Origin of the sequence: Flavobacterium sp. NPDC079362, from assembly GCF_050267765.1 — a bacterium.
Lineage (GTDB): Bacteria > Bacteroidota > Bacteroidia > Flavobacteriales > Flavobacteriaceae > Flavobacterium > Flavobacterium azizsancarii.
Window position 1 is genome coordinate 1 of record NZ_JBNNFM010000004.1, and the last position, 25,489, is coordinate 25,489.

A 25,489-nucleotide genomic window follows, 5' to 3' on the forward strand; every position below is an offset into this window, starting at 1 on the left:
GCTATGGAAGTGAGGAAAATTATCAACTCCTTGAAGACAAAGAAATTGATTTTTTTGTTCCCTACAACATGTACCGTATCGAAGAGACCCGTAAGCATAAAAACAATTTATTCCACGCACAAAACCTGTTTCATAATAATGAGCAAGACTTTTTGGTTTGTCCAATGGGGCAGCAAATGCCTCGTATCTTTACTAAGAAATCAAAAACTACAACTGGTTTTGAACAGTATCATTCGGTATATGAGGCTTTAAATTGCGCAGGATGTCCTCTGCGGGGGCAATGCTTTAAAGCTAAGGGGAACAGACGGATAGAAATTAATCACAATCTTCAAAGACTGAAATTCAAGGCAAGAGAGAATTTAGAAAGTGAATTGGGCAGGGAAATTTATAGTAAAAGATGTATTGAACCAGAGCCGGTTTTTGGTAACATCAAGCAAAACAAAGGATTTAAAAGATTTACACTTACCAAAACAGCCAAAGTAAATACTGAATTTGGCCTGATTGCTATTGCTCACAACTTTTCTAAATGGATCGCTAAAATCCGTTTGGGCAATTTTAACCTCATTTTTGATCTCGTAGAAGCTTTAGAAAAGTTTATAGAAGACCATTTTAGCCCAAATTTACATTTTTCAAGAAACACTCTGTAAATCTACTAGTATAATAAAAGAAAGAGGTCGTCTTTTCAGACAACCTCTCTTTTGTGCTTTTTCTTAGTAGATTAAGCTACTACAACGTTTACTGCATTTGGTCCTTTTTTACCTTCTGCGATGTCATAACGTACTTCGTCATTCTCACGAATATTTTCTGATAAACCTGAAACATGAACGAAAATTTCACTTCCACCATTCTTTGGTGTTATAAATCCAAAACCTTTTTCTTCATTGAAGAATTTTACTGTACCTTCTTGCATCTTAATAATTATTTATTGGTGGTAAATATAGTAAAATTAACAGTACAACTCTGAAAAATAAGTACTTATATCGAAAATTTATATAAGAACTTCTAAATCAGACAACTTTCCCTGTTTCTAATTTGTATTTGACCTTATAGATATCCGTAATTTTAACCTGCTCATATTATGCTTCATATTCTTTAGTTGTATTGAATATCAATATATTTCGTGTCAATAAAATCTCCGATAATAAAAAACACTGCAATATTACCCTTGTTATTTTTATTACATTTAATATATTTGTATTTATCTTAATTAAGTCTAAATAAGCGATGTTAAAATTTTCTATCCTACTATTGGTGTTCTTCTCAATAAGTTCACTTTCTGCACAACAAATTACCAAAACAAATACGAATAAAGAAAAAAACAAAAACACTAAAATTCAGGACAGTATCTTGCCTGATAAATCATCAGCAGATAATGAATTGCAGGAAATTGTGGTCTCTGCATCAAGGCAGGCAGAAAGCTTAAATGAAGTTCCTTCTTCTGTCACTATAGTATCAAAAAAACAACTACAGCAACAATTAAGTATTAGCTCTAACCTTAGTGATATCTTAGGTGCATCAGTTCCTGGTTTGGGTTTTAGCACGAACAGAACTCAAAATTTGGGTCAGACTTTACGCGGTCGCCGTGTATTAGTTATGATTGATGGTATCCCGCAATCTACGCCTTTGAGAGATGGGGCTAAAGACATGCGCTCTCTTGATCCTACTGTCTTAGATCGTGTAGAGGTTATCAAGGGTGCAACTGCTATTTACGGAAATGGTGCCGATGGTGGTCTTATCAATTACATCACTAAACGAGCAAATCAGGACAAGGCAATTAGCGGATCAACAGAAGCCGGGACAGCATTTTCTCTCATTAAACCTAAAGGAACGGCTGGTTTTTTTGTATCTCAATTATTGAGCGGTAAAATAAACAAGATCGATTATGTTGTGAGTGGACGTTATGAAGAGACGGGACTTTATCGTGATGCAAAAGGCCGTGTACTTTCTCCGGAATACGGAATGAATGATCTTCGAAACTGGAATGCTTTTGCTAAAATTGGCTATGACATAAATCAAAATAATCGGTTAGAATTAATGTATAATTATTTCGAAAGCACGCAACATACGGATTACATTGCTAAGGCTGGAGTTTATGGCAATTTTGATTCGCCAACTATCGGTATAAGAGGACAGCGCCCAGGAGAGCCGGAAGGAACTCCTTATAATCATAACGCAAGTTTAAGTTATATAGGAAAGAATTTCATTGGAAATACGGATGTGAATGCTACGCTGTATTTTCAAGATTATCTTACTTTAATTAATTATAGTGACTTTTTTGAAAATAATGGGCAGCCTGCTACACAAAGCAAAAAGCTGGGTTTTCGTTTGAATTTTAGTACTCCTTACGAATTCAGTCCTTTGTTATCCGGCGATCTGATTTACGGATTGGATATTCTTTCTGATATAACAGATACGCATCTTACTGATGGAAGATCAGTAATTCCTGAAATGAAAATGAACAATTTGGCACCGTATTTTCAGCTTAAAAATATGTTTGGTCCAAATTTAGTTTTAAAAACGGGTTTAAGGCTTGAAAATGTCAACATCGATGTGCCTGATTATACCACTATTGGTATTCGCAATTATGTAAACGGAACTTATGTGGGTGGCGGAATTGCTGTTAATGGCGGAGCATTAGATTTTAATGCACTAATGTTTAATGCCGGATTACGTTATACAAAATGGAATTTATTTAAACCTTTTGTCAGTTTTTCACAGAGTTTCAGTGTTGCTGATTTAGGTTTGGTTCTGCGTGCTGCAAAAGAAAACACAGTAAGTAATACTTCGATAAAAGCGGTTACGGCAAATAATTATGAATTTGGTTTTTCAGGATCTTTCGATAAACTTTCTTATGAAGGTGCCGTTTATTACAGCACTTCAAAATTAGGCGCTTCTTATGTATATGTTGATGGTAATCCACAAATTTCAAGATCTCCCGAAAAAATTTATGGCTTTGAAGTGTCGGCAAAATATCGTCTTCATCCAAAAATTGATATTGGAGCTAATTATTCTTTTACAGAAGGAAAACGTGAAGTTGCTGATAAAAAAGTATACTTAGGAGGTGATCGTATCAATCCGCCTAAAATAGTAGCTTATACCGTTTTTAGACCTCTTGAGGCTTGGTCAATATTTTTGCAAATGATCAATACTTCTGGTAGAGATCGATTTGAATCTATCAATGGTGCTTATACTTATGGTACAGGACCTATCAAATCTTTCACGGCTTTCAACCTTTCTTCCAGCTATACATTTAGAGAAAAAAGTACTGTTCGTTTTGGTATAGAGAATTTATTTAACAAGGATTATTATAGCGTTATTTCTCAATGGCAATCTAATAATATGAATTATGTAAAAGAAAATGGGACCCGTTTAACAATCAGCTTTGTGCAGGCATTTTAGCCTTTTCGAATTAAGTTAAGCTTTTTTTAAGGACAATTATAGCTAAAAGATTTCGCGCGAAGTCGTAGAGTCGCAAAGAAAATGAATGTAAACGTGGCGGCTTTGCACCTTTTTCCAGATCATTCGGCAAAGTCCCGAAGCTTCGGGATAGAAAGCGTACTAGAGGCTCGGCAAAGATTGGTTATTTTCTATGTGCAATAGCTAGCGCGATTTCTCCCCTTCTGAAAATGAAAAACTTATATGTTTTTTTGAGCCATTCCTGGAGATTTATTCGTCATAGCATTCGTTTTTATACACTTCATAACATTCTCCGAGGAACCACATATGATTAACCCGGCAGCTTGAATTGATCAAAACAAACCTACACTTATAGAAATAAAAAAAGCTAAATCTTTCGATTTAGCTTTTTTGTTTTATAAAGATAAGTATCCTTTTAGGAGTCTGATTTATTTTACATCAAACCATAGTTTTGTCGTAAGCAAGTCTTTTCCTTGTTCAGATACTGCGGCACGGTAACTAGTTCCGTTCAACGATTGTTCTGTACCCGGGTAAAAGAAACGAGAAGGAATCTGTCCATTCAAGACAGTAGACGGACCGGCAGTCAATACAGGATAATCAAGTCTTCTCCACTCTACAAAAGCATCCAGACCTTGTCCAAAAAATGCGATCCATTTTTGTGTACCTATAGATTTGGCATAATTGGTTGCATCATACTTCACAGATGTCTGATTAAGATATTTCGTAATAGCTGTCGCATCTGTAATCCCAAATTGATTGAATGATGCCGTAATTGCACTTTTGTAAAGCTGCTCAGCATCTCCGGCAATAAAACCACGAGCTACTGCTTCAGAAAGATTGAATAACGTTTCTGAATAAGAAACAATTACAGCTGGCGATGTGGAAGTCAAAAAGTATGTTCCCGGTTTTGATGTTTTAGCAAAACCCTGACTGTTGGCATCACTGTTTGATAATCCATTAGCACCACCTAGATATTTACCTACCGTTGCATCCGTTGGTAATTGAGCATAAACTGGCAAACGCGGATCAGCTAACTCGTTTAGCTTATCAACCAAAGTTTTTGAAATACGGAAATCATCACGAGTTTCAAACCAGGCCGAAGCTGGATTTTGCTGAGGCGAACTGATGTAAGTAAACTTAAAGGTATCGCTGTTGCTGCTCAATACTCCTGCAGCATCAGTTGTTGCATCAATTGCAGCTTGTTTTGCTAAAGCAGGTTCTTTATCAGAAATTCTCAAAGCAATACGCAAACGAAGCGAGTTTACAAGTTTTTTCCATTTTGAGATGTCGCCTTTATAAGCTAAATCACCTGTAACGGTACCATTTGTTGCACTCAACAAAGACTGAGCTTGTTTTAAATCTTCCAATAATCCGATATATACTTCTTTTTGAGTATTATATGCCGGCGTTACTTTTAGACCTGCTTCTTTATAAGGAATGCTTCCGTAAGCATCTGTTAATAATAAGAAAGTCCATGAACGAAGAGTTAATGCAATCCCTTTATAATTTGAATTTGCCTGCTGATCTGAAAATTTCAAAATCGTGTTCAAATCCGTGATTAAAGTTGCATATCCTGTATTCCATAAAGTAGTGAATGAAGTATTAGATACATCATATCTGTCCGGTTCAGTATATTGAATTTTAGCCCAGTGCTGAACAAATAACAAAGATGAATTAAAGTTATTATCTGATCCCCAATAGATATCAGCTCCTTGTTTTAATGATCCTGTTAACAAATAAGGTGCTAAAGGCGTTTCGGTTGCATTTGGATTTTTATTAATTTCATCCAGACTGTCGCTGCAAGAGACCAGTGATACTGCAAACAGCGTTATATAAGCTAGTTTTTTTAGCATGATTTCGTGTTTTTAAAATTTAAGATTAACATTAAGGCTAAAACTTCTTGTACTTGGCAATGCCAAACTTTCCAATCCTTGCCCGTTTCCTGTATTAAAAGCTGATTCAGGATCTATATTTGGTACGTCTTTGTAGATAAAAAACAAGTTACGACCTACAGCAGTGATACTAGCTGCCTGAAAACCTAGTCTCTTAGCAAATGTTTTATTGAAATTATACGCTAGTTTTACTTCTCTTAGTTTTACAAAAGTTGAACTGTAGATATAAGCTTCACTAATATTGTATGACGCTTTGTAATATTCCTGTGCGCTAATTACCTGATTGTTTGGCGTTCCGTCAGCGTGTACACCATTAAAGATCATACCATCATCATATACTACAGCTCCGTTTGGAGCAGTACCACCATTCAATAAAGTTTTCGTAGTACCTGTTACATAATAATTTAATCCTCCATTTGCAGCATCACGACCTGGCATCGTTTGATCTAATACACCAGTATAAGTACCTGTTCTGTTCGTTCCTGAAAAAAGTTCTCCACCTACACGGGCATCCACAAGAAATGAAAGTTCAAGATTCTTGTATGTCAATGTATTTGTAATACCACCTAAAAAGTCCGGAGTATAATGTCCTAATACTTTCTTTGTTGGATCAGCTTGCGGTAAACCGTTTGCCCCTACTACTATATTTCCATTTGTGTCGCGCAAATAAGCTGTACCATAAAGTGCACCGTAAGCTTGTCCTACAGATGCCAATACATCAACACCACCTGAGGAAGCAATTGTGTAATTTTGAATCTGTTTTTCATAGTCAAGAACATCTACTTTACTAATATTTCTTGAATAATTTACACCCACATTCCATTTAAAATCACGCGTTTGAATAGGGCTTCCGTCCAATTGAATTTCTATACCATGGTTGTTTATTTTACCGGCATTGATTAATTGTGAATTATAACCACTCGCATTAGTTGTTTTTATCTCCAGAATCTGGTCGAAACTATTTGTGTTATAATAAGCAACATCAAGATGCAATCTGTTTTTCCAGAAAGAAGATTCAAGACCTACCTCAGTAGAACGTGTTGTCTCTGGTTTCAGGTTCTCATTAAGTTTCTTTTTAGAAGAAGTTTGAATTGGATTTCCGTCAAATGCAGTTTGAAAATCGTAAACTGTAGCCAATTGATACGGATCTGCATCGTTACCTACTTCAGACCAGCCACCACGCAGTTTTAAGAAGTCAAGTGTATTGCTTTTTAAATTCAATGCATCAGACAATACTAAACTACCACTAACAGAAGGATAAAAATAAGAACGGTTGTTACTTGGCAATGTCGATGACCAGTCATTACGTCCGGTTACATTCAAAAATGCATAGTTTTTATAACCTACCTGGGCAGAAGCATATACACTATATACTTTTAATTCTGAGAAATAATTTGATGAAGTCAACGGATCACGTGAATTGGTTAATGTGTACAAATCAGGTACAGCAAGACGTGGCGCCTTTTGATAATTGTTGGCATCACTGTGGTTACGTTCGTTGAATCCGGCAAGGGCATCTATAGTAAAATCGTCATTTACTTTTTTCGTATACGTAAAAATACCCTCTGTATTTCTTTCGTCTACTGTGTAAGCATCTTCAGCATAAGATCCAAAAGGAGTTCCGTTTGTACCATATTTAATCTCGTATTTTCTACGATCGTTATAATAGTCAACTCCGGTACGGAATTTAAAAAGAAGTCCGTCTGCAAGTTTTGCTTCTAAATGGATATCTCCTATAAAACGATTACGTTGTTGGCTTGTAGTATTGTAATAAGCATTCCAATACGGATTGCTATAATAGCTATTGTTCCAGTTAACATCTCTATTGTCTCTAAGTGCATCTGTATCTACCTGACGTCCGAACCAAAGAAACTGTAACATTACACCTGCAGCACGGTTACCTGTTGGTCCACCCGGTAAAGTTGGAGCAGTTGTAACAATATAGTTCGCTGTTACCCCTACCTTTATACTTTTGGATATTTGGTAATTCGTGTTAACCGTAAAGTTTGTTTTGTTTATTTCACTATTAGGTACTGTTCCTAATTGTTTTTGATTGTTTACTCCTAAACGGAAATCTGATTTTTCATCTGATTTTGCTATCGAAATACTGTTGTCATAAGTAAGACCAGTATTAAAAAAGTTTTTCACATTATCAGGATGCGCCACAAAAGGAACTGCTACCCCGTTAGAATTGAACTGAGGAATAAGGCGTCCGTCCATTTTAGGTCCCCAGCTTTCATCAACACCATCATTAATTCCTCCACCTTTACCATCTACGTAACTAAACTTTCCGTTTGATCCCTGTCCAAAAGAATTTTGAAATCTTGGTAAAGTAGCAACTTGAGAAACGGTAATACCTGAACTAAAGCTTATGCCTAATCCTTGTTGACCTCTTCCTGATTTTGTAGTAATAAGAACAACACCGTGCGCTGCACGCGAACCGTAAAGAGCAGCCGCATTAGGTCCTTTTAATACTGTTAATGTTTCGATATCCTGAGGATTCAAATCGGCAATTGCATTTCTAAAATCACGAGAAGCAGCAGCTCCACCAACAGAGCTCAATTGTGAGTTGTCTACCGGAACTCCATCTACCACAAATAACGGCTGGTTGTTTCCGGATATAGAAGTTTCTCCACGAATAATGATACGTGAAGATCCCATATCTCCTTGCGAATTAGTAATACGTACTCCGGCTAATTTACCGCTAAGACCATTTAAAAAATTCGTTTCTTTTGTTTCTGACAACTCTTTTCCTTTAAGCGCCTGAGTAGTATATCCTAAAGATTTCTTTTCTTTTGTAATACCAAGTGCAGTAACTACAACTTCAGACAAAGCATTTTGTTCCTCAGTAAGAGAAACGGTAACGGGATTTGAATTGGCTACAATTTCAGCTTTTTTATATCCCAGGTAACTTACTATTAATGTATAAGGAAGTTTTTGCCCGGTTTGAAAGTAAAACTTCCCGTCAAAATCTGTTACAGCCCCGTGTGTAGTCCCTTTAATGTTTATCGAAGCACCAATAATTGGTTCTTTTGTAACAGCGTCGATTACTGTTCCTTCAAGTCTGGACTGAATTAATGGCTTGGTCTCCTGAGCTTTAACTCCTATGGAAATCAATAAAATACATAACCATATATGTCTGTTTAATTTTCTTTTCATTACTTTCGTTTTGGTTTAATAAATAAGGCGACCCGAAAAAAGATTTACTCCACTTTCGTTTTCCTTATAGAGATGAACAATTTCTTTAAGCTTCACCATTTCTGCTGCAACAGAAATGGTATTTTTTTTATCAGCTATGCATTCGTTTTTTCATTTTTAATTTATTTTAGATTACTATTCGTTACATTGACCAATAGAAAATTTAACCCTAAAAACCAGAGTTCCTTTTTATTAAAAATTTGCATAAATTAGGGATTTAAGAATTTTGACTGTAGGCAACCTATCGCGAATGACTAAATGGTTCCTTGCTCAAAAACAACATTTTTTATTTGATAATCTTTAATCTTTGGTATTTAACTTATTTTTAAATTCTACTAATTTGGTAGAACAAAGGTAAATTAAAAATCTTAGTGCCAAAATTTTAATTGTTTTTTTTATAAAAAAAATGTTAACGAAATCGATTCATTAATTTTAATTAATTAATAATAAGAAAGTTAACTTTTTGTCTTTTTTGATTTGTTGTGTAAGAATTTTTCTAAAACCATATTAATTACTTCACAAAATCTCTTATAATACTGTAACAGACATCAAATATATTTAAAGATCTATTTTCTAAAATATTGTTAAAATCAGGAAAATTTGTGGGCGTTTTATAGAAATTATTCGAGTTTAAAAGTCTAAAAAATTACCTTAAAAGATATATAATCAATATTTTATATCGATTATCTGTTTATACATTTGTTTGGGTTAAATGGTTTTAAGATTCCCATTTAAAAAGATATTCTTCAATTTAAATAGTGAAATATTATGTTTGGTTTTACTTTTCCTTTTATAACTTCGTATCGCACAAAATTTTCTAAGCATCAAGCTTTAAAAAGGAAAGTTTTAATAAAAATGACACACTAATAATACAATATTATGGGAATTATTCACTTGGAAACATTTATACTGGCCGTTATCATATTTGCACTTACACCGGGAGTAGACACAATCTATATTCTGAACAGAACTATATCTCAGGGATGGAAAGCTGGCATTTATTCTTCTTTAGGAATATTGTCTGGTGTATTATTTCATATTACGCTCGCTGTTTTAGGACTGTCTATCATTTTGGCAGAATCAGCACTTGCATTCTCTATTGTAAAATATTTGGGTGCAGCCTATTTAATTTATCTTGGAATCATGAGTTTATTATCTAAAAAAGGAGGCGTTACAAAACTAGAAGCAGATAAAAAGGACTCGATGCTCAAAATTTATGTTTCTGGCGTCGTTACCAATGTTTTTAATCCTAAAGTTGCCTTATTCTTCTTAGCTTTTTTTCCACAATTCATAGATCCAAATTATAAGGGGATTATTAACCCTTTTCTTTCATTGGGCATTATTTACATACTTATTGATCTTGTGTGGTGTGTTCTTATTACATTTAGCGCCTCTTTCTTTACAAAAAAGGTATTACAAAATCCAAAAATAAGTCTTTGGATGAGTCGCGTTTCCGGATTGGTATATATCGCACTTGGAATTAAAATAGCCCTTAGCAAACGTATTGTGCAATAGTTTCAGCAGGTATATTCAAAGATTATTTCGCGTTATCTTTACTTTAAAATAAGAATTGAATATAATAAAGCTGTATAATTGCAGTTTATAGCATGGATAAAAAGCGATAATGATTCCTATTTTCTAAAATGAAAAAATTTCAAATTAAAAAAACGCTACGCGACAGCTGGATTGTTTCGCATAATGAATTTCCCAAATTTACCTGCGTTTTCGAAGACAAAAAATTTAATATCAGCAGGACAATAAATGGGCTGGAAGATCCTATGGGTAAACCAAAAGAAGTTCAGCTGCTTCAAAAAATGGAAAAATGGCTTCTCCAATACCATAAAGACAAAATGAATGATTGGGGTTTCTATAAATGACTTGCTGCAGAGGGATTTATAGGGATTAACGCTAAATAAAAATAGCCTAATTATTTTTTACCGCAAAGCTCCCAAAGATTTTTGTCTAAGAAGGGTTATAAAAGTATAAAAAAGTTCGCAATCCCGAAGCTTCAGCTAATATCATTAAGTTAAAGAAAAATATATAATTCTTTTGCCGAATGGATTTCGCGCAAAGCCGCCAAGTTTACATCCATTTTCTTTGCGACTTTGCCGAATTTTTTCAACCATAATTGTTTTAAAAAAGCTCAAACTAAAAAAAGACTTTACGTTCTCTGCGGTAATTTTTTTACTCTCCACAGATTTTTTTACAGTAACTTTCTTCTGATCTTGCTTAAAAATTCATGCGAAATACCCAGATAAGCTGCAATTTGATGCTGAGGAATTCTTTGTTCAAGTGTTGGATATTTATTTTTAAATTCTACATAACGTTTATCGGCAGTTTTATTGAGCATACTAATCATACGCAATTGAATTGACTCGAGGGCTTTTTGATTCATGAGTCGAAAAAGTCTTTCGGTTTTTGGTATTTCCTGATATAATCTTTCTTTTTGCTCTTTAATAATCATGATAACCTTTGAATCTTCTAAAGCCTGAATATTTAGTTTTGAAGGTGTTCCTGACACAAAACTGCCAATATCCAAAACCCACCAATCTTCGACCGCAAAATATAAGATATGCTCTTTTATATTGTCTTCCTGATAAAAAATCTTAAAACAACCCTCTAATATATATCCTTCAAAATTACAAATTTCTCCTTCAGAAAGTATCATTTGGTTCTTTTGTATTTCTTCAATATGATAAAACGAGCTAAGTTTTGCAAACTCACTTTCAGAAAAAGCTACATGCTTCTTTATATTTTCGTAAAATAGATTATGCTCTGTCATTTGATAACTGAACTAAATTTACTTCTATAGTTTCTCATTTTATATATCGTATAATATAGTAAACAATCGTTTTCTTCTCAGTAATCTAATTTAGAAAAAAATACGGGTTATTACGCCGGACTCTATTATAAAAAATGATACTTTTTAATAAATTATTCTAAAATCTCCTCTTCAAAGCATTTGGTGAACTAGTTCAACGTCGATATTTTTTGCTTCACAATACCTTTGAAAAAAAAATGAGAGATGACAAATAATAAAAAATGATAAAAATTACAACCACGTTTTGATGCCAATATAATAACTCAATTTCGAACACGAATTACACCAATTTGCACCAATTTCAATGTGTCTATTTAGTTTGCGAAATTAATTACACTAACAAATTAATACAATTAATAACCTAATAATGAAAGACGAAGCAAATTCATACTTGTCTTATACTTGTTCACAAGTTGGAAGAATTTAATCTTATAAATACCATAGATACGCACCCTTAATCAAATTTTAAAACTTAAAAACAAATAACAAAATGAAAAAAACAGCTGCAATACTATTGCTAATCGCTACTACAATAGCCTGCAATAAAAAAAACGATTTACCTCAACAAAATAATACGCAAAACACAAAAGAAATGGAAAACACAAAAACAGAAAAAACGGCATTAATTATCATTGATATCCAAAATGATTATTTCCCTGGTGGAACTATGGAACTTGTAGATGCTGAAAAAGCGGCACTTAAAGCAAAAGAGTTATTATCATATTTCAGAGCAAACAAAATGCCTGTAATACACATACAGCACATCGCGCTACAAGAAGGCGCTACCTTTTTTCTACCGGACACAAAGGGTGCCGAAATTAATAAAATAGTTTCCCCGCTTGCCGATGAAAAGGTAATTACAAAAAACTATCCTAATAGTTTTAGAGATACTAAATTATTAGAGTATCTGCAGGAAAATAAAATTACCAATTTAGTTTTTGCAGGTATGATGACAGATGTTTGTATCGATGCTACAGTGAGAGCCTCTATGGATAATGGTTTTAAGAACATCTTAATTAGTGATGCCGTTGCTACGAGAGATCGTGAATTAAATGGCGAAACAGTTTCTGCAAAACAAATAAACACTGCTTACTTAGCCGGATTAAATGCTCTTGACGGCTTATATGCTAAAGTTGAATCAAGTAATGAGTTTCTTTTGGCAAAAAAATAAAAAGAGAATCTCTAAAACAAAACCTCTAAAATCAAATGACTTTAGAGGTTTTGCTGTTTTGTTTAAACTGAAACCAAACATATCCCAGGGCTAAGAAAACCATTGCTGCACTGCCATACATCAGCATTGGAATTTTTGCAATCACATCCTGATACACCCATCCGGCAAAAAGTGCCCCAAGGCCTATCCCTGCTTCCAGGGCAATATACATTGTGGCCATGGCTTTGCCACGGTGTTCAGCAAAACTCATATCGACAGTCCAGGCATTTAAAGCCGGAGAGACAATTCCGGTAGAAACGCCATAGAGTGCGGCTCCTGCCAAAAATCCGGTAATTGATGTCGAAAATCCAACAATTACCAGTGATATAATCAATAAGAAAAGTCCAATACCTATCAAATTAAGACGACCGTACTTATCAGAAGCTTTTCCGGCGCCAAAACGAATCATAACTGAAGTGATCGTGAAGACCATAAAAAATAAGCCTTTGTTGGCAATCCCTAAATGCTGGCTCCAGTCAGGAATTAACGTTAGGATCACACCATAAGCCATATAAGAAAGAAAAGTCACGATAGCTGCCGGAAGTACTTCGAGGGCAATAATATCTTTTCTTGAAATTTTTAAAATACGAAGGCTAAAACGCTGCTTGTGTTTCAGGGTTTCTTTCATGTTCATTAAAATAACAATAGAAAGAAGTGCAAAAACAGAAGAGGCATAAAAAAGCATGTTCATAGAAGAATACAATTTAATCGAACTCCCAATAGCGGGTCCAAGAGCCATACCTATCGAAAAACACAATCCGTGTAAACCTAAAGCTTCGCCCCAGCGCTCTCTTGGAACAATATCTGCAACATAAGCTGCAGTTGCCGTAGGTTTGAATCCGGTAGAAAATCCGTGAATTAACCTTAGAAATAAAAACCCGGAAACTGTTCCTAAAACGGGATATAAAATACCGCAGACAAAACAAACAATAGAACCAACTGCCATAACAGGTACTCTACCCAATGTATCAGTCAGCCTGCCGCTAAAAGGTCTTGAGATTCCTGCTGTTAATGTAAAAAGTGCAATGATTAATCCTTTGTATTCTGCTCCGCCCATATTGCTCAGGTATTCCGGAAGTTCAGGAATCAGCATATTAAAACTGGCAGAAAAAAGTAAGGAACTTAAACAGACTAATCCAAATTGCAGATTATAAATAGGATTGATGGCTTTTACAGGGGAATTCATGAGGATTTTTTAGAAGTGCAAAAATACTGAAAACTCCAGTTTAAAACTAATAACCTGCCTAAATTAGCCAGTCGTTTTTTTGCCAAAATAATTGTGTTGGCTAAATGCAGTAAAAGCAGCCAATTAATACATCAGCTGCCTTTACTTTATCTCAATAATTTAATGATTTACAATAGCGTCATTAAGTTCCTCTTCTCGTGAATGACTATTTTGTGTCTTTGTGAAAAGTTTAAAATCTGATATTTCATATTCAGGACATGCTCCTTCTTTTGATGTTATATAGGCGCCTAAGCTTACTGCCTGTTTCATTATATCGTCTATTGAGGCTGCTTTTTCAAGTCTTTTAGATAAGAAACCTGCTAAAAAGGCATCTCCGCTTCCTACGGTATCGGCCACTACGATATCTACAGCCGGATACAGGTAAAAATTACCATCGCTGGCATAAAGTGCGCCTTTACTTCCTTTTGATACTATAACTTCGGGCAATTTGAAAGTATCTTGCAAATAGCTGACAATATCTTCTTCTGAATCGTATTTCTTTCCTAAAAATTCTCTTAGCAGCAATAATTCCGCTTTATTGAATTTGGCAAGGTGAGATTTATGCAAAAGGTCTTTAATGACACTTAAATCATAATGTGGCTTCCTTAGGTTTATGTCAAAAACATTAAACGTACTGTTTTCAAGCAAGGTAAAAAGTGTGTTTTTAGATTGCGGACTTCTTGTTGCAAGTGAGCCAAAAACAAGAGCATCTTCATTTCTAATCAGCTCTATATCCTGAGGTGTTGCTTCAATAAAATCCCAGGCTACATTGGTCACAATATCATAATGTGCTTCCTTGTGCTCATCAAATGTGGCAACGACAGTACTGGTTGAATAATTCTTGTTCAGTTGTATGCTCTTAACCGGCATGTTCCAACTGTCTATTTTTTTTATAATTTCCCTCCCCGGATCATCATCTCCTACACTACTGATCATTCGGGAATCAATCCCCATTTTAAAAAGATTGTAAGCAACGTTAAAAGGTGCTCCTCCGGCACTTTTCTCTTTCCCCGGAAAAAGGTCCCATAACACTTCGCCAAAACAGGCTACTTTGATTTTATTTGAATTTGTCATTTTTGTATTCTTTATACTTTAGAATAACACATTGCAATGCATTATTATATCGCGTCCCGCCGGAACTTAAAATTAAGTACATGCGACGGTTTTAATTGTTTATATAATATCTTTTTCTCTGGGCTGTGATCCAACTAAAGCGTATAACAATATCAGTAATTCGCACACCAGGGTAAGACACCATGTCCAGCGCCATGAACCAAAAAGGTCTGCCATTGCACCTTGAAGCAGGGTAAAAACTGCCCCACCAAATACTGCTGAGATAAAAACTCCCGAAGCCTTCGAGGTATATTGTTTTAAACCTTTTATAGAAAGCGAATAAATACAGCTCCACATAGATGAATGCAGTAAACCTATCGCAACCAAAAACCAGATATTTTGAAAAACCATGGCAATTACAGCAAAAATCGCCGCTATAATGGTGGTAGTAATTAATTGCTGACGTGCTGAAACCTTGCTAAGAAAACTGGATATCACGCGCCCAACCAGAAAACCACCCCAATAAAGCGTAGAAAGCAAAGCGTGTATTCCAAGATCCATCCCGCCAATAATAATGTCTGTCTTTCCGAAAAAAGAAACGGGATTTCCGAGTTCTTCCAATTCGAATGCATACAAATTAATATTGGCACCAATAGCTACTTCTGTACCTACATAAAAGAAAATGGCCAATACTCCCAATGCAAAATGCCTAAAAGACCAAATACTCTTTTCGAGTTTTTCTCCTACTTTGGCACGGGTATGTGCGATATCAGGAATATCAAGTTTTCGTACCAAAAGTGCGACTGCAGCAATACAGAGTATCAGCAGTAAAAGCGGTGTGATTAGCTGTTTGATTTCGATATTATCAATAGAAATTCCCCTGAACATTACGAGCGTCACAAAAAACGGTGCTGAGGTAGTTCCTATAGAATTAATACCTGTTGTAATACTCAAACGCTGAACGGGCTGTGTACCGGGTAAATCATAAGAAGCCACATACGGATTTACTACAACTTGTATTATCGCAGCAGAGGTTCCCATTAGGTAAGAACCCAATAAGAAAATAATATATCCGTACGGAATAATTGCTCCGCCTGCCGCAAAATGAAAATCAGGGAACTTATACCCTATCTCTACGGCAAACAAATACATTACCAATCCGGATATGATAAAGAAAATACCGCGAATTATGGTTTTCTTGTATCCAAACCTGTTGACCCACTTACTTCCTAATGTACCATTTATAAGATATCCCAGAAAAAAGAAAAAAGAAATCAAGGTGGTCAGCGTATTTTTATAAGCTCCAGCCTCAGATAAAAATGTAAATTTAAGAGGTGCCTGAAGCTGCTCGTTTACAGTGGTAAGAAATCCCACAATAAAGTAAATAAAAGTAACTACCACATACGGCAATATTCGATTTTGAGATTTTAGTTTCATATTTGTTGTATTAACAGAATGACCGTTACGCTACTATTGTTGTTAACACGGCCACTATTCCGTCTTGTTTTATAGCGGTAACAAAATGAATATAAGCTGTTGTGAATTGCTCTGAACTGCTAAGATCACAACTTTTAAAAGGGGCTAACTTTAGAAAACCCAGAGGATCATTGCTTTCTATAAGTTCACTGTCGACTGTATCCAGCCAAGGTTCCGCTATATCATATTGTAATCCGTTACTATCTGTTTTGTATTTTAAATAGTGCCTGTAAGAAGCGATAAGAAAAGCCATTCTTGAGAGATCCTTATCGTCTTTTATCATCTTGCCAAGATTAGGCATAATGTAAACGGGAAATTTCGAAATACCATCATAACACAATCTGCTCAGCTGATCGCTTACTGCATGATTGGCAAAACGCTCCAGAAGTGTCTTTTTATATCGTTCGAGATCTATCCCTTTTGGTGCAGGAACATAAGGTGTAATATCGATATTCATAAAATCTTTTAGCAGATTAACAAAAAGCGGATCGTGCATCGCAACATCAACTTTACGGTAACCGGCTAAAAATGCAGGATAAGACAAAAGTGTGTGCGATGCATTTAGAAGACTTAGCTTCATGTTTTCGAAAACAGCAACATCTTTTACAAACTCAACTCCTACTCTTTCCCATGCTGGTCTTCCTGCAATAAAATTATCCTCAATAACCCACTGAATAAAGTCTTCGCAATACACAGGCGCTTTGTCATCGATCCCGCTATTCTTGTTCAGGCGTATTATATCGTCCGGTGTTGTAGCGGGCGTAATTCGATCTACCATACTATTAGGAAACGTAACATGTTCTGCTACCCAAATAGCCAGTTCGGCATCTTGTGCTTCTATAAATGCTGTAAATGCTTTTCTTGCCGTATCTCCGTTATGTTGCAGGTTGTCGCACGAAAGAATAGTGATACCGCCATTTCCCATTTGCTTGCGGGCACGTAAACCTTCGGCTATAAACCCAAAAACTGTAGCAGGTGATTTTGGATTCTGAATATCATGTTTGATTTTTTCATCCTCAAGCCTGAAATTCCCTGTTTCCTTATCCAAATTATATCCGCCTTCAGTAATTGTCAGTGAGATAATCTTTATGTTACTTTCGGCAATCTTATCAATTACAGCTTTTGGATTTTCATAACCTGCAATAATTTCCTGAATTGCACCAATTTTATAAACTTCGTCTTGCCCATTTCGGCCACATACAGTTACAGTATAGTCAAAATCCTGTGACTTTAAGTTTTCTACATTTTTCTTATCAGCAATCAATAAGCTCACACCGCATATTCCCCATTCGCTTTGGTCCTTATGGGCCAATAATTCATTTGTATAAAATGCCTCATGTGCTCTGTGAAAGTTGCCAACCCCAATATGTACTATACCCTGACTAATATCTTTGGCATTATATTGATACTCTATAGTTTTCATTTTTTAAATTTATTTGGTAATAATTTGTCGATATTTTTATCAAACTTATAACATTCACTTACTATTTACATCGTTTTCGTAAAAAAACCATTATGGGAACGTTCCCAATATCTTGGGAACGTTCCCAGAGTATCAAATTGTATTCTTTGACCTCTCCTGTTATTAAAATTAACCCATAGACATGCAGGCTTTTCACCTAATAATAAAGCGTTTAACTTCTTAAAATTACAAAAAAATATTGCTGCAAAATAAATAGGTTTCTTTCTCAATGTATAATCTATGTTTTTATGTGTTAGATTATTATTATTTTTGAATAAATTAAGCATGATGAAACGAACTACCATAAAAGATCTTGCACAGTATCTGTCCTTATCCACTTCTACCATTTCGAGAGCGTTGCTTAATGATAAAAACATACATGCCGATACAAAAAACAGGGTAATAGAAGCTGCACAAAAATTGGGTTATAAACCCAATGTAACGGCTTTGAACTTAAAATACGGTAAAACAAAAAGTATAGGATTTGTTGTTCCGGAAATGACAACACCTTTTTCATCAAAAGTGCTGCAAGGTGTTCACAATATTCTTTATCCTTTGGGATATAAAGTTATAATTCTACAATCAGATGAAGATCCTTTGCGCGAAAGGGAGAATCTGCTTTTGCTCGAAAGTTTCAATGTTGACGGAATTATAATCAATCTCTGCCATGAAACACACAATCAGGAAATCTATCAGGAAATAATACAAAGAGGAACTCCGCTTGTATTCTTCGACAGGATACCTCAAAATACACTCGATGTCTCAAAAGTTCTGGTCGATGATCACATTAAAGCTTCTTTGATGATCGAACATCTAATCAGTTGTGGCCGAACCAAAATAGTGCATCTAATGGGACCTTCGACTGTTCGTAATTCTGTAGAACGCGCCGGAGGTTACCAGCGTATTTTAACCAAACACAATCTTTATGATGCTCAATTGATGGTCAAAACAAATGGAGTGGGATTTGACGATGGAAGAATTGCTGCTAAAAAATTACTGGACAACAAAGTACAATTTGACAGTATCTTTGCTTTTACTGATACACTGGCTATTGGTGCGATGAACTATTTACAGGAACAAGGTATAAAGGTTCCCGAAGAAATTGCCATTGCAAGTTTTTCAGGAACAGAATTCTCTGTCAATGTGTTCCCGCAATTAACGAGTGTAGAACAGCCTTTGACAAAAATGGGAGAAAGTGCAGCGACACTTTTAATCGAAAAGATAAAAGATGATTCATCACCAAGCCGAACGATAATTCTGGATGCTAAACTGGTATACCGAGCCTCTACATTAGGGAAAGCTTTATAAAAAAAATTAGCACGGCATTATCAGGAAATTACATAAAGACAATTGGGTTCAGCCTGATTAAAGTAAAAAAAAATAAAGGAGTGGGAAAAATGGAAAATGAAAAGACAAACTGGATTATTTGTCCGGAGTGTCAGGGACGAGGCAAAAAAAGTCAGCGGCTCAGTAAGAAAGTGAGACTCCAATACCAGACTGCGTTAGATCAATTCGAAAAAGCAAATAATGAAGGAATAGCTCCGGTACGTCCTAAAGCCCACCTCAACTCCTGCCTGAACTGTTCCGGATCCGGATTGATTACTTCCTTAAACCCTGTTTTGCCAGATAAAGAAAATTATCCGCATGTCGCTATTATTGGTGCGGGCATAGGCGGAGTCGCTCTGGCGGTTGCTTGTTTGCACCGCGGGATTCCTTTTACTCTTTATGAACGCGACAACAATTTCGATTCGCGTTCTCAGGGCTACGGGCTGACGTTGCAACAAGCCAGTAAAGCAATCGAGGGATTGGGTATTTTCTCCTTAGACGATGGCGTGGTTTCAACACGGCATTTGGTTCACACTACAGAAGGAAAAGTAATTGGGGAATGGGGCGTGAGAAAATGGGTGTCATCTGAGGCAAAAACATTTCAGAAACGCTCCAATATACATATTGCACGACAATCTTTGCGACTGGCGCTGCTGGAGCAGCTTGGCGGACAAGACAAAGTAAATTGGGATCACCAATTAATGGATTTTAAGAAATGCGAAGATGAAAGTTTTACGCTGAGCTTTCAGGTAAACGGAGCAATAAAAAATTGCAAGGCAGACCTTGTGGTTGGTGCTGATGGTATTCGCAGTTCAGTTCGGAAAATGCTGATTGGCGAAGATATTACACCTTTACGTTATCTGGGTTGTATTGTGATATTGGGGATTTGCCCTCTAAAATCTCTTGAAGGTCTTAATAGTTCCTTATTAGACTCGGCTACTGTTTTTCAAACTGCCAATGGCAATGAGCGAATTTACATCATGCCTTATAAATCAGATTCGGTTATGTGGCAGCTTAGTTTCCCAATGCCGGAAGAAGAGGCAAAAGCATTAAGTGCTCAGGGACTTAAAGCTCTTAAAGAAGAAGCGTGTCGCAGAACGCAGTGGCACAGTCCTGTTCCTGAAATTTTAGAAGCAACACCAGAAGCGCAGATTTCCGGTTATCCGGTCTATGATCGGGAATTACTCGAATCTGAATTGTTGAATAAAGGCGGACAAATAACGCTGATCGGAGATGCAGCTCACCCAATGAGCCCGTTTAAGGGACAAGGTGCAAACCAGGCGCTGTTAGATGCGCTCACGCTCGCCCGAATGATATTTAAAGGATGTAAATCTTTATCTCACTGGAAAAAAGTGGGTCTAAGAGTAAGTGTCCTGAATGAGTTTGAAAAAGAAATGCTGGAACGCAGTGCTGTCAAGGTAAAAGATTCTGCAGACGCCGCGGAGTTCCTGCATTCTGAAATTGTACTTCATGAAGGAGACGAACCAAGAGGACGCCGTTTAAAGAAAAAAGACAGATAACAAACATGTTTCAATAAATAAGAGCCATTCTTTCGATGGCTCTTATTGTATCTGATATTTTCAAATAATTTTATTCTATTCTTCTTACTGATAATTTATCCAAACAGAAATAAGCTGCGGTATTTATTCCGTACACTAAATCGAAGTCTGTTGAAGACATTTGAAAAACAAGGTATTTTACTTCTCCTAAACTCTGAAGACCACTTGTGCTTACATTCACCCAGCCTGTAGGCATAACTAACGAAGATCCTGTATGATTTGCTAATGTATGACTAATAGGGTTCGTAATAGTTCCGTCTTCGGTTACTCCGTAAATCAACAATTTGAAAGAATCACCCGAGGTAAACGCTCTTGCGAATCCATCTCCGTACAAACAACCGTAATAAGGCCATGGATGCATGTTGATTTTTAATCCTTCGACTTTGTATAATCCAGAGTTTCCTATTTTAATCCAGTTAGAAAAACCGCTTTCGCTAAAAGTAGTTCCTTGTGGATTTTTAGGATCTAAATAACTTGACCAATACGCAACAATATAAGGATCTCCAGGTGTCCCGGGTGTTCCCGGAGCTACTGAAGAAGAAGTTCCAAAACCACTTCCCGCCATAGTTCCCCATTGATGAGCCACCCAGCCATCAGATCCGCCAGGTGCAGCACCAGAACCGTAATCTTTAACATCATTTACATTTGATACCGTAAAACCATCCCAGTAATTATAACCGGCAGAAGTTGCTGTATGCGAAAATGTAAAAATGTCAACATTAAGATTGGTACCTGAAACATAGGTGTTTTCCCAGTATTTACCTCCTGCTGTAGTCGTTCCGCTTGCTAATAATGCACTCGTTAGATTAAGCGTTGACAGGGTTCCAATTGCAGGATCTGTTACCGTTTTTTTTGTTTTGCTACTTGTGCTTTTTGCTGTTGCACTGGCGCTTTCGTTACTTAAAGGAGCGTCGTCATTATTACAGGATGAAAGACCTAAGAAAAGACCGACTGTCAAAAAATAAAGTACTTTTTTCATAATTTATAAAATTTAGGGTTATTATTCGTCTTTAATTACTTTAGAAAAAGTATTCCTGCTTACTTGCTTTTAGAAAAATTCAAATCTTCGGCTTGTACAAAGTGGCTGGTTACCAAATCTGTACCACCTGCCTCTGCAAATGTTGACACGAATACTTTGACAAAATCAATTCCCGGCAAATGAACTTTCTTTCCGTTATTGTCTACAGCCCAACTAATATCTATTGACGGATCTTTGATACCTCCGTAACCCCACTCAAAAGTTCCTACATTATAGACTGTTCCCTCTCCATCACTTACATCTTTTATGGGCAGATATATTTTTGTTCCTTTTACTGTATAAGATTCTCCCATCCATTGTGGATAATAATTATATCGTCTCCATTTTTTTGTTTTTGTAATAAAACCGGAAGCATTTTTATTATCTGTCCATTTAAGATATTCTTTATCAAATTGCCAGTCTTTTGTGCCTGTTACAGCTGCTTTAGCCGGATTAGGTTTGTTGTATGTAATTTCATAATTTTTAACAGTCGTCGATTTATTATGTTCGCTGCCCGCAATTTCATACCATTCGTTTTCGTCTGCAATACCATTTTTATTTGCATCGTAGGCAACATATATACTTACAGGCGAAAATTTTAAACTACCGCTGTTCTGGGTCATTAAAACCGTAAAGTCGCGTTTGCCATACGTATTTATTACAGTATGATCAAATTTTGTAACGATCGATCCTCCAAAAGTTCCTAATGCAATATCATTTCCTTCTATAAGATCTGACTGAATTTGTTCCATAACATCAGCTTTGGCAGTAAATGGAGTATTATCACTATTATAGCTGGGTGCAAGTAAATAATCGATAAGCAATAATGCTTTTGAAGTATAGGTTTTACCTGTTTCTGAAACAGCAACTTTTGTAGACGCTTGTTTTGTCATTTTGCCTAACGTTACGGTTAAATCTACTGCATAACTGGCAGCTTTGGGCGCTATGAACTGTAATGTCTTTGTGTCTGCAATAACAGAATCTTTTACAGCTCCACTGGTACCGGTTACTTTTACTGTCCATTTGTATTTTGCAAGAGCGGGATCGCCATTTTCAATAAGCACTTCCGGATCAACGCTAACTGTATTGTACCTGCTTACTGTAAATTCTGAAACTAATTTTAATGAAATTGAAGCTTCTTTTACAGGTTGTATTTGAGGATCTTGTTCTTTTGAATCGTCATTGCTACAGCAATAAAAAGTGCCAATAGCGACAAGAAACAAACTATGTTTTAAATACTTTTTCATATTCTGATTATTTTACTTTTTTTAAATTGTATTTTTTTAATAGTTGAAGATCGGCTGCACCTGCAAATCGGGTAGCCATTGAAGACTGTTGATGGCAAAGTCCCATTGGTTCGCTCACACAGTTCACTACTTTTATAAAATTGATTCCCGGTAGATTGGCTTTATTTCCGTTTTTATCTACTGCCCAGTCGATATCAATATCAGGGTTTACAGCATTTGCATATCCCCATTGCGGAGGAGTAAAATTCCATAAGGTAGTTTGTCCGGGACGTGCCGTAATAAAATCTACATTCAGTCTTGTACCTTGATAAGTAACTGCAGTCTGAGAAGACCACAAAGGATAATATTCTTTTTTAGTCTTAGATCTTGGCATATAATAAGACTCTGCCGAGTTGTTTTCGCAAAAGATGTGCTCACGATCTGTAAACATATCATTAGGTCCTCCTACAACTACAGGCGCTCCTGCTGCTTTTTTATGATAAGTAATTTTAAAATTCTTTATAGTATTTGCTTTCGCATGCTGACTTCCTATGATTTCATACCATTCGTCTTCGTCCGGTTTTCCGTTTCCGTTTTTATCATAAGCAACATAGATCAATCCCGGTGCCGGCGGATTAGCCTTATCGCTCAAATCTCCTCCATATATTTTAAAATCACTTTGTCCCGGAACATTCACAACAGTATGATCAAAACCCACAATAATAGAACCTCCAAAACCTCCTAAGTCAAGTTCATATCCTACACTGGTTTCATTGATTCTGCCCAATGCAGTTCGTGCCATGTCTTCTTTTTTAAATCCGTCTTTATATAAATCGTTGGCAAACATTCCCGGTGCCGGATCAAAATCAAAGATACTTGTGATGTACGGACTGAAATTTTTGGCTTCATTCGTTACATTCACTATTGTTTTTTTACTTCCCTTTTTGTCTCCTGAAGTAACATTTAAAGTAAGTTCGTAACTACCTGCGTAAATGGCTGCAAAACGTAGGTCTTTTGTATTTCCTACGATAGAATCAGTCGTTTGGTTCACAGGATTTTTTGTCAAAATCCATTCATAAACAGGACTGGTTATTTCGGCAGAAGACGTTATGTTTAAAATGCTAAATGTTGGAGCTTCATATTTTTCCTGAAGTGTAATTGCGATCAATTTTTGTTCAGGGTTATCATCATTACTGCTGCATCCTGTAAAGACGGCTGCAAAGGCAATTAATAATAAATGGGTAAAGTTTTTTTTCATAGTTTTTGATATAATAATTTTAATTTAATACGTTATTCAATTGATTATCGGGTTGGGATATTTTCTCCTAAAAGATGCAAATCTGTTGCTCCCATAACCTCCGTCGAAGTTTCACCCAGCCATCCTGCCTGCTGATTAAGACCATTGTAGACTTTGACAAAATCGATTCCGGGAAGCTTAATTTTATTTCCGCTTTTGTCAATTGCCCAATCAATATCAATCGCAGAATCATCGTCATTATTAGGTGCATTATCTGCGTATCCGTATAAAAAGGCATACTGTACAAAATAACTTCCCGTTCCGCTTTCATCGACTGCATTATCCGGTAATCTTGTTCCTTTAAAAGTGATACTTGGCTGGTCTTTTAGCCATTTTGGCCAGTATTCAAGAGAATGATTATAGGCATTGTTTTGTACCAGATAACCGTCTTTGCCCTGATTGTCTTTCCAATAGATATATTCCGTATCTGTAAAATTTACTGTTCCTGTGCCGCCACCGGGAACGGGTTTTTTATTAGGATCAGGTCTGTAATACGTTATCTCATAATTATGAATCGTTTTTTCCATTTTATGTCCGGCACCTTCAATTTCATACCATTCATCATCCGGAAGTCCGTTTTTATTTTTATCATAAGACACCATTATTACTCCTGCTTCACTGCTACCGCCACGCATAGTGCTGTTAGGGTTAGGATTGGCTTCTGCCCAAAATGCATTACCCAATACCCTGAAATCACGTTTGCCTTTGATATTTACAATAGTGTGGTCAAAACCAAAAACAACATAACCTCCAAAAGCGCCAAGAGAAATCAAGTCCCCGTTTTTCTTGGCGAGGTAAGTATTGGTTCTCGTCAAAATTCTTTCTGTTGTATCGCCATCATTGGCTGCCGGCAAATCGTTTATGAATTGTCCCGGGGCAGGTTTGAATTCAAAAACTTTAGCTATAAAAGTTTTAAACTCTTTTGTTTCTTTACTAACCGTTATCACAATTTTCTGGTTCTGAATGGCGCCCTTATCGTTTATAGTCACTGTCAGGTTATAAGTGCCAACTTCTGTTGCTGCAAACAGGGCTTCTTTTGTCGTTGTATTGACCAACGAATAATTCTGTGTTGGAGCATTCGTGACCGTCCAGCTGTAGGTTGCATCTGCGCTCACAACAATATTGGGACTTATGGCAAGTATGGTAAATCTTGGTACATTATAAGGGATATCCTGACCGGCTATGGGAGGAATATTTTCATCGTTCGTTCCGCCATTATCTGAACAATTGGTCAGCAAAAGTGCTGCAGCCAAAAGAAGTACTGATCTGAAATAGGACAAGGATTTTTTATACATATCTATTATTTTTT

At 36.1% G+C, this 25,489-nt stretch carries 19 protein-coding genes; 7 read left to right on the top strand and 12 right to left on the bottom strand.

Annotated features, from left to right (window positions below; genetic code table 11):
* The coding region (locus tag ACQKCJ_RS05535; protein ID WP_427401557.1) for a transposase at window positions 1–647 on the top strand (647 nt) is incomplete at its 5' end.
* Window positions 648–718: 71 nt separating this feature from the next.
* Here the strand turns inward: ACQKCJ_RS05535 and ACQKCJ_RS05540 are convergent.
* Window positions 719–910 (bottom strand): cold-shock protein, encoded by a 192-nt coding sequence (locus tag ACQKCJ_RS05540; RefSeq protein WP_072958530.1) that lies wholly within the window; start codon window positions 908–910, stop codon window positions 719–721.
* A 314-nt stretch (window positions 911–1,224) separates the two neighbouring features.
* On the opposite strand from ACQKCJ_RS05540, the gene ACQKCJ_RS05545 reads away from it, so the two are divergent.
* Window positions 1,225–3,399: a TonB-dependent receptor gene (locus ACQKCJ_RS05545; RefSeq protein WP_427401558.1), complete on the top strand. Its 2,175-nt coding sequence runs from the start codon at window positions 1,225–1,227 to the stop codon at window positions 3,397–3,399.
* A gap of 446 nt (window positions 3,400–3,845) precedes the next feature.
* Here the strand turns inward: ACQKCJ_RS05545 and ACQKCJ_RS05550 are convergent, their stop codons facing one another.
* Both ACQKCJ_RS05550 and ACQKCJ_RS05555 read right to left on the bottom strand, forming a co-directional pair.
* Window positions 3,846–5,270 carry a SusD/RagB family nutrient-binding outer membrane lipoprotein gene (locus tag ACQKCJ_RS05550; protein ID WP_271334281.1) on the bottom strand — a complete coding sequence of 475 codons (1,425 nt, stop codon included), beginning with the start codon at window positions 5,268–5,270 and terminating at the stop codon, window positions 3,846–3,848.
* 12 nt (window positions 5,271–5,282) lie between these two features.
* Window positions 5,283–8,468: a SusC/RagA family TonB-linked outer membrane protein gene (locus ACQKCJ_RS05555; RefSeq protein WP_427401559.1), complete on the bottom strand. Its 3,186-nt coding sequence runs from the start codon at window positions 8,466–8,468 to the stop codon at window positions 5,283–5,285.
* 918 nt (window positions 8,469–9,386) lie between these two features.
* Here ACQKCJ_RS05555 and ACQKCJ_RS05560 point away from each other — a divergent pair.
* Together ACQKCJ_RS05560 and ACQKCJ_RS05565 are read left to right on the top strand one after the other, a co-directional pair.
* Window positions 9,387–10,022: a LysE family translocator gene (locus ACQKCJ_RS05560; protein WP_271334279.1), complete on the top strand. Its 636-nt coding sequence runs from the start codon at window positions 9,387–9,389 to the stop codon at window positions 10,020–10,022.
* Window positions 10,023–10,150: 128 nt separating this feature from the next.
* Window positions 10,151–10,384 (top strand): hypothetical protein, encoded by a 234-nt coding sequence (locus tag ACQKCJ_RS05565; protein ID WP_271334278.1) that lies wholly within the window; start codon window positions 10,151–10,153, stop codon window positions 10,382–10,384.
* 326 nt (window positions 10,385–10,710) lie between these two features.
* On the opposite strand, the gene ACQKCJ_RS05570 is transcribed toward ACQKCJ_RS05565, so the two are convergent.
* Window positions 10,711–11,289 (bottom strand): Crp/Fnr family transcriptional regulator, encoded by a 579-nt coding sequence (locus ACQKCJ_RS05570; RefSeq protein ID WP_427401560.1) that lies wholly within the window; start codon window positions 11,287–11,289, stop codon window positions 10,711–10,713.
* 529 nt (window positions 11,290–11,818) lie between these two features.
* Here ACQKCJ_RS05570 and ACQKCJ_RS05575 point away from each other — a divergent pair.
* Complete coding sequence (locus tag ACQKCJ_RS05575; protein ID WP_427401561.1) at window positions 11,819–12,499, top strand: cysteine hydrolase family protein; 681 nt, start codon at window positions 11,819–11,821, stop codon at window positions 12,497–12,499.
* Window positions 12,500–12,530: 31 nt separating this feature from the next.
* Here ACQKCJ_RS05575 and ACQKCJ_RS05580 read toward each other — a convergent pair whose 3' ends face one another.
* The 4 genes from ACQKCJ_RS05580 to ACQKCJ_RS05595 all read right to left on the bottom strand — a co-directional run bounded on the left by ACQKCJ_RS05580 (window position 12,531) and on the right by ACQKCJ_RS05595 (window position 17,715).
* Window positions 12,531–13,724, bottom strand: coding sequence for an MFS transporter (locus tag ACQKCJ_RS05580; RefSeq protein ID WP_271334275.1), 1,194 nt, complete (start codon window positions 13,722–13,724; stop codon window positions 12,531–12,533).
* A gap of 159 nt (window positions 13,725–13,883) precedes the next feature.
* Window positions 13,884–14,837 carry a carbohydrate kinase family protein gene (locus tag ACQKCJ_RS05585; protein ID WP_271334274.1) on the bottom strand — a complete coding sequence of 318 codons (954 nt, stop codon included), beginning with the start codon at window positions 14,835–14,837 and terminating at the stop codon, window positions 13,884–13,886.
* Window positions 14,838–14,936: 99 nt separating this feature from the next.
* The gene (locus ACQKCJ_RS05590; protein WP_271334273.1) at window positions 14,937–16,253 is read right to left on the bottom strand and encodes an MFS transporter; all 1,317 of its coding nucleotides are present in this window, start codon (window positions 16,251–16,253) and stop codon (window positions 14,937–14,939) included.
* A 25-nt stretch (window positions 16,254–16,278) separates the two neighbouring features.
* Complete coding sequence (locus ACQKCJ_RS05595) at window positions 16,279–17,715, bottom strand: mannitol dehydrogenase family protein (RefSeq protein WP_271334272.1); 1,437 nt, start codon at window positions 17,713–17,715, stop codon at window positions 16,279–16,281.
* A gap of 324 nt (window positions 17,716–18,039) precedes the next feature.
* On the opposite strand from ACQKCJ_RS05595, the gene ACQKCJ_RS05600 reads away from it, so the two are divergent.
* Together ACQKCJ_RS05600 and ACQKCJ_RS05605 are read left to right on the top strand one after the other, a co-directional pair.
* Complete coding sequence (locus ACQKCJ_RS05600; RefSeq protein ID WP_427401562.1) at window positions 18,040–19,062, top strand: LacI family DNA-binding transcriptional regulator; 1,023 nt, start codon at window positions 18,040–18,042, stop codon at window positions 19,060–19,062.
* An 89-nt stretch (window positions 19,063–19,151) separates the two neighbouring features.
* Window positions 19,152–20,600, top strand: coding sequence for an FAD-dependent oxidoreductase (locus ACQKCJ_RS05605; RefSeq protein WP_427401658.1), 1,449 nt, complete (start codon window positions 19,152–19,154; stop codon window positions 20,598–20,600).
* Window positions 20,601–20,670: 70 nt separating this feature from the next.
* Here the strand turns inward: ACQKCJ_RS05605 and ACQKCJ_RS05610 are convergent, their stop codons facing one another.
* Genes ACQKCJ_RS05610 through ACQKCJ_RS05625 form a run of 4 tightly spaced genes read right to left on the bottom strand, consistent with a single transcriptional unit; the run spans window position 20,671 to window position 25,475 of the window.
* Window positions 20,671–21,618: a DUF4465 domain-containing protein gene (locus ACQKCJ_RS05610; RefSeq protein ID WP_427401563.1), complete on the bottom strand. Its 948-nt coding sequence runs from the start codon at window positions 21,616–21,618 to the stop codon at window positions 20,671–20,673.
* 59 nt (window positions 21,619–21,677) lie between these two features.
* Window positions 21,678–22,904 (bottom strand): hypothetical protein, encoded by a 1,227-nt coding sequence (locus tag ACQKCJ_RS05615; RefSeq protein ID WP_271334268.1) that lies wholly within the window; start codon window positions 22,902–22,904, stop codon window positions 21,678–21,680.
* A 7-nt stretch (window positions 22,905–22,911) separates the two neighbouring features.
* Window positions 22,912–24,141, bottom strand: a complete 1,230-nt coding sequence (locus tag ACQKCJ_RS05620) for a hypothetical protein (RefSeq protein ID WP_271334267.1) — start codon at window positions 24,139–24,141, stop codon at window positions 22,912–22,914.
* Window positions 24,142–24,185: 44 nt separating this feature from the next.
* Window positions 24,186–25,475, bottom strand: coding sequence for a cell surface protein (locus ACQKCJ_RS05625; protein ID WP_427401564.1), 1,290 nt, complete (start codon window positions 25,473–25,475; stop codon window positions 24,186–24,188).
* Window positions 25,476–25,489 lie beyond the last annotated feature (14 nt).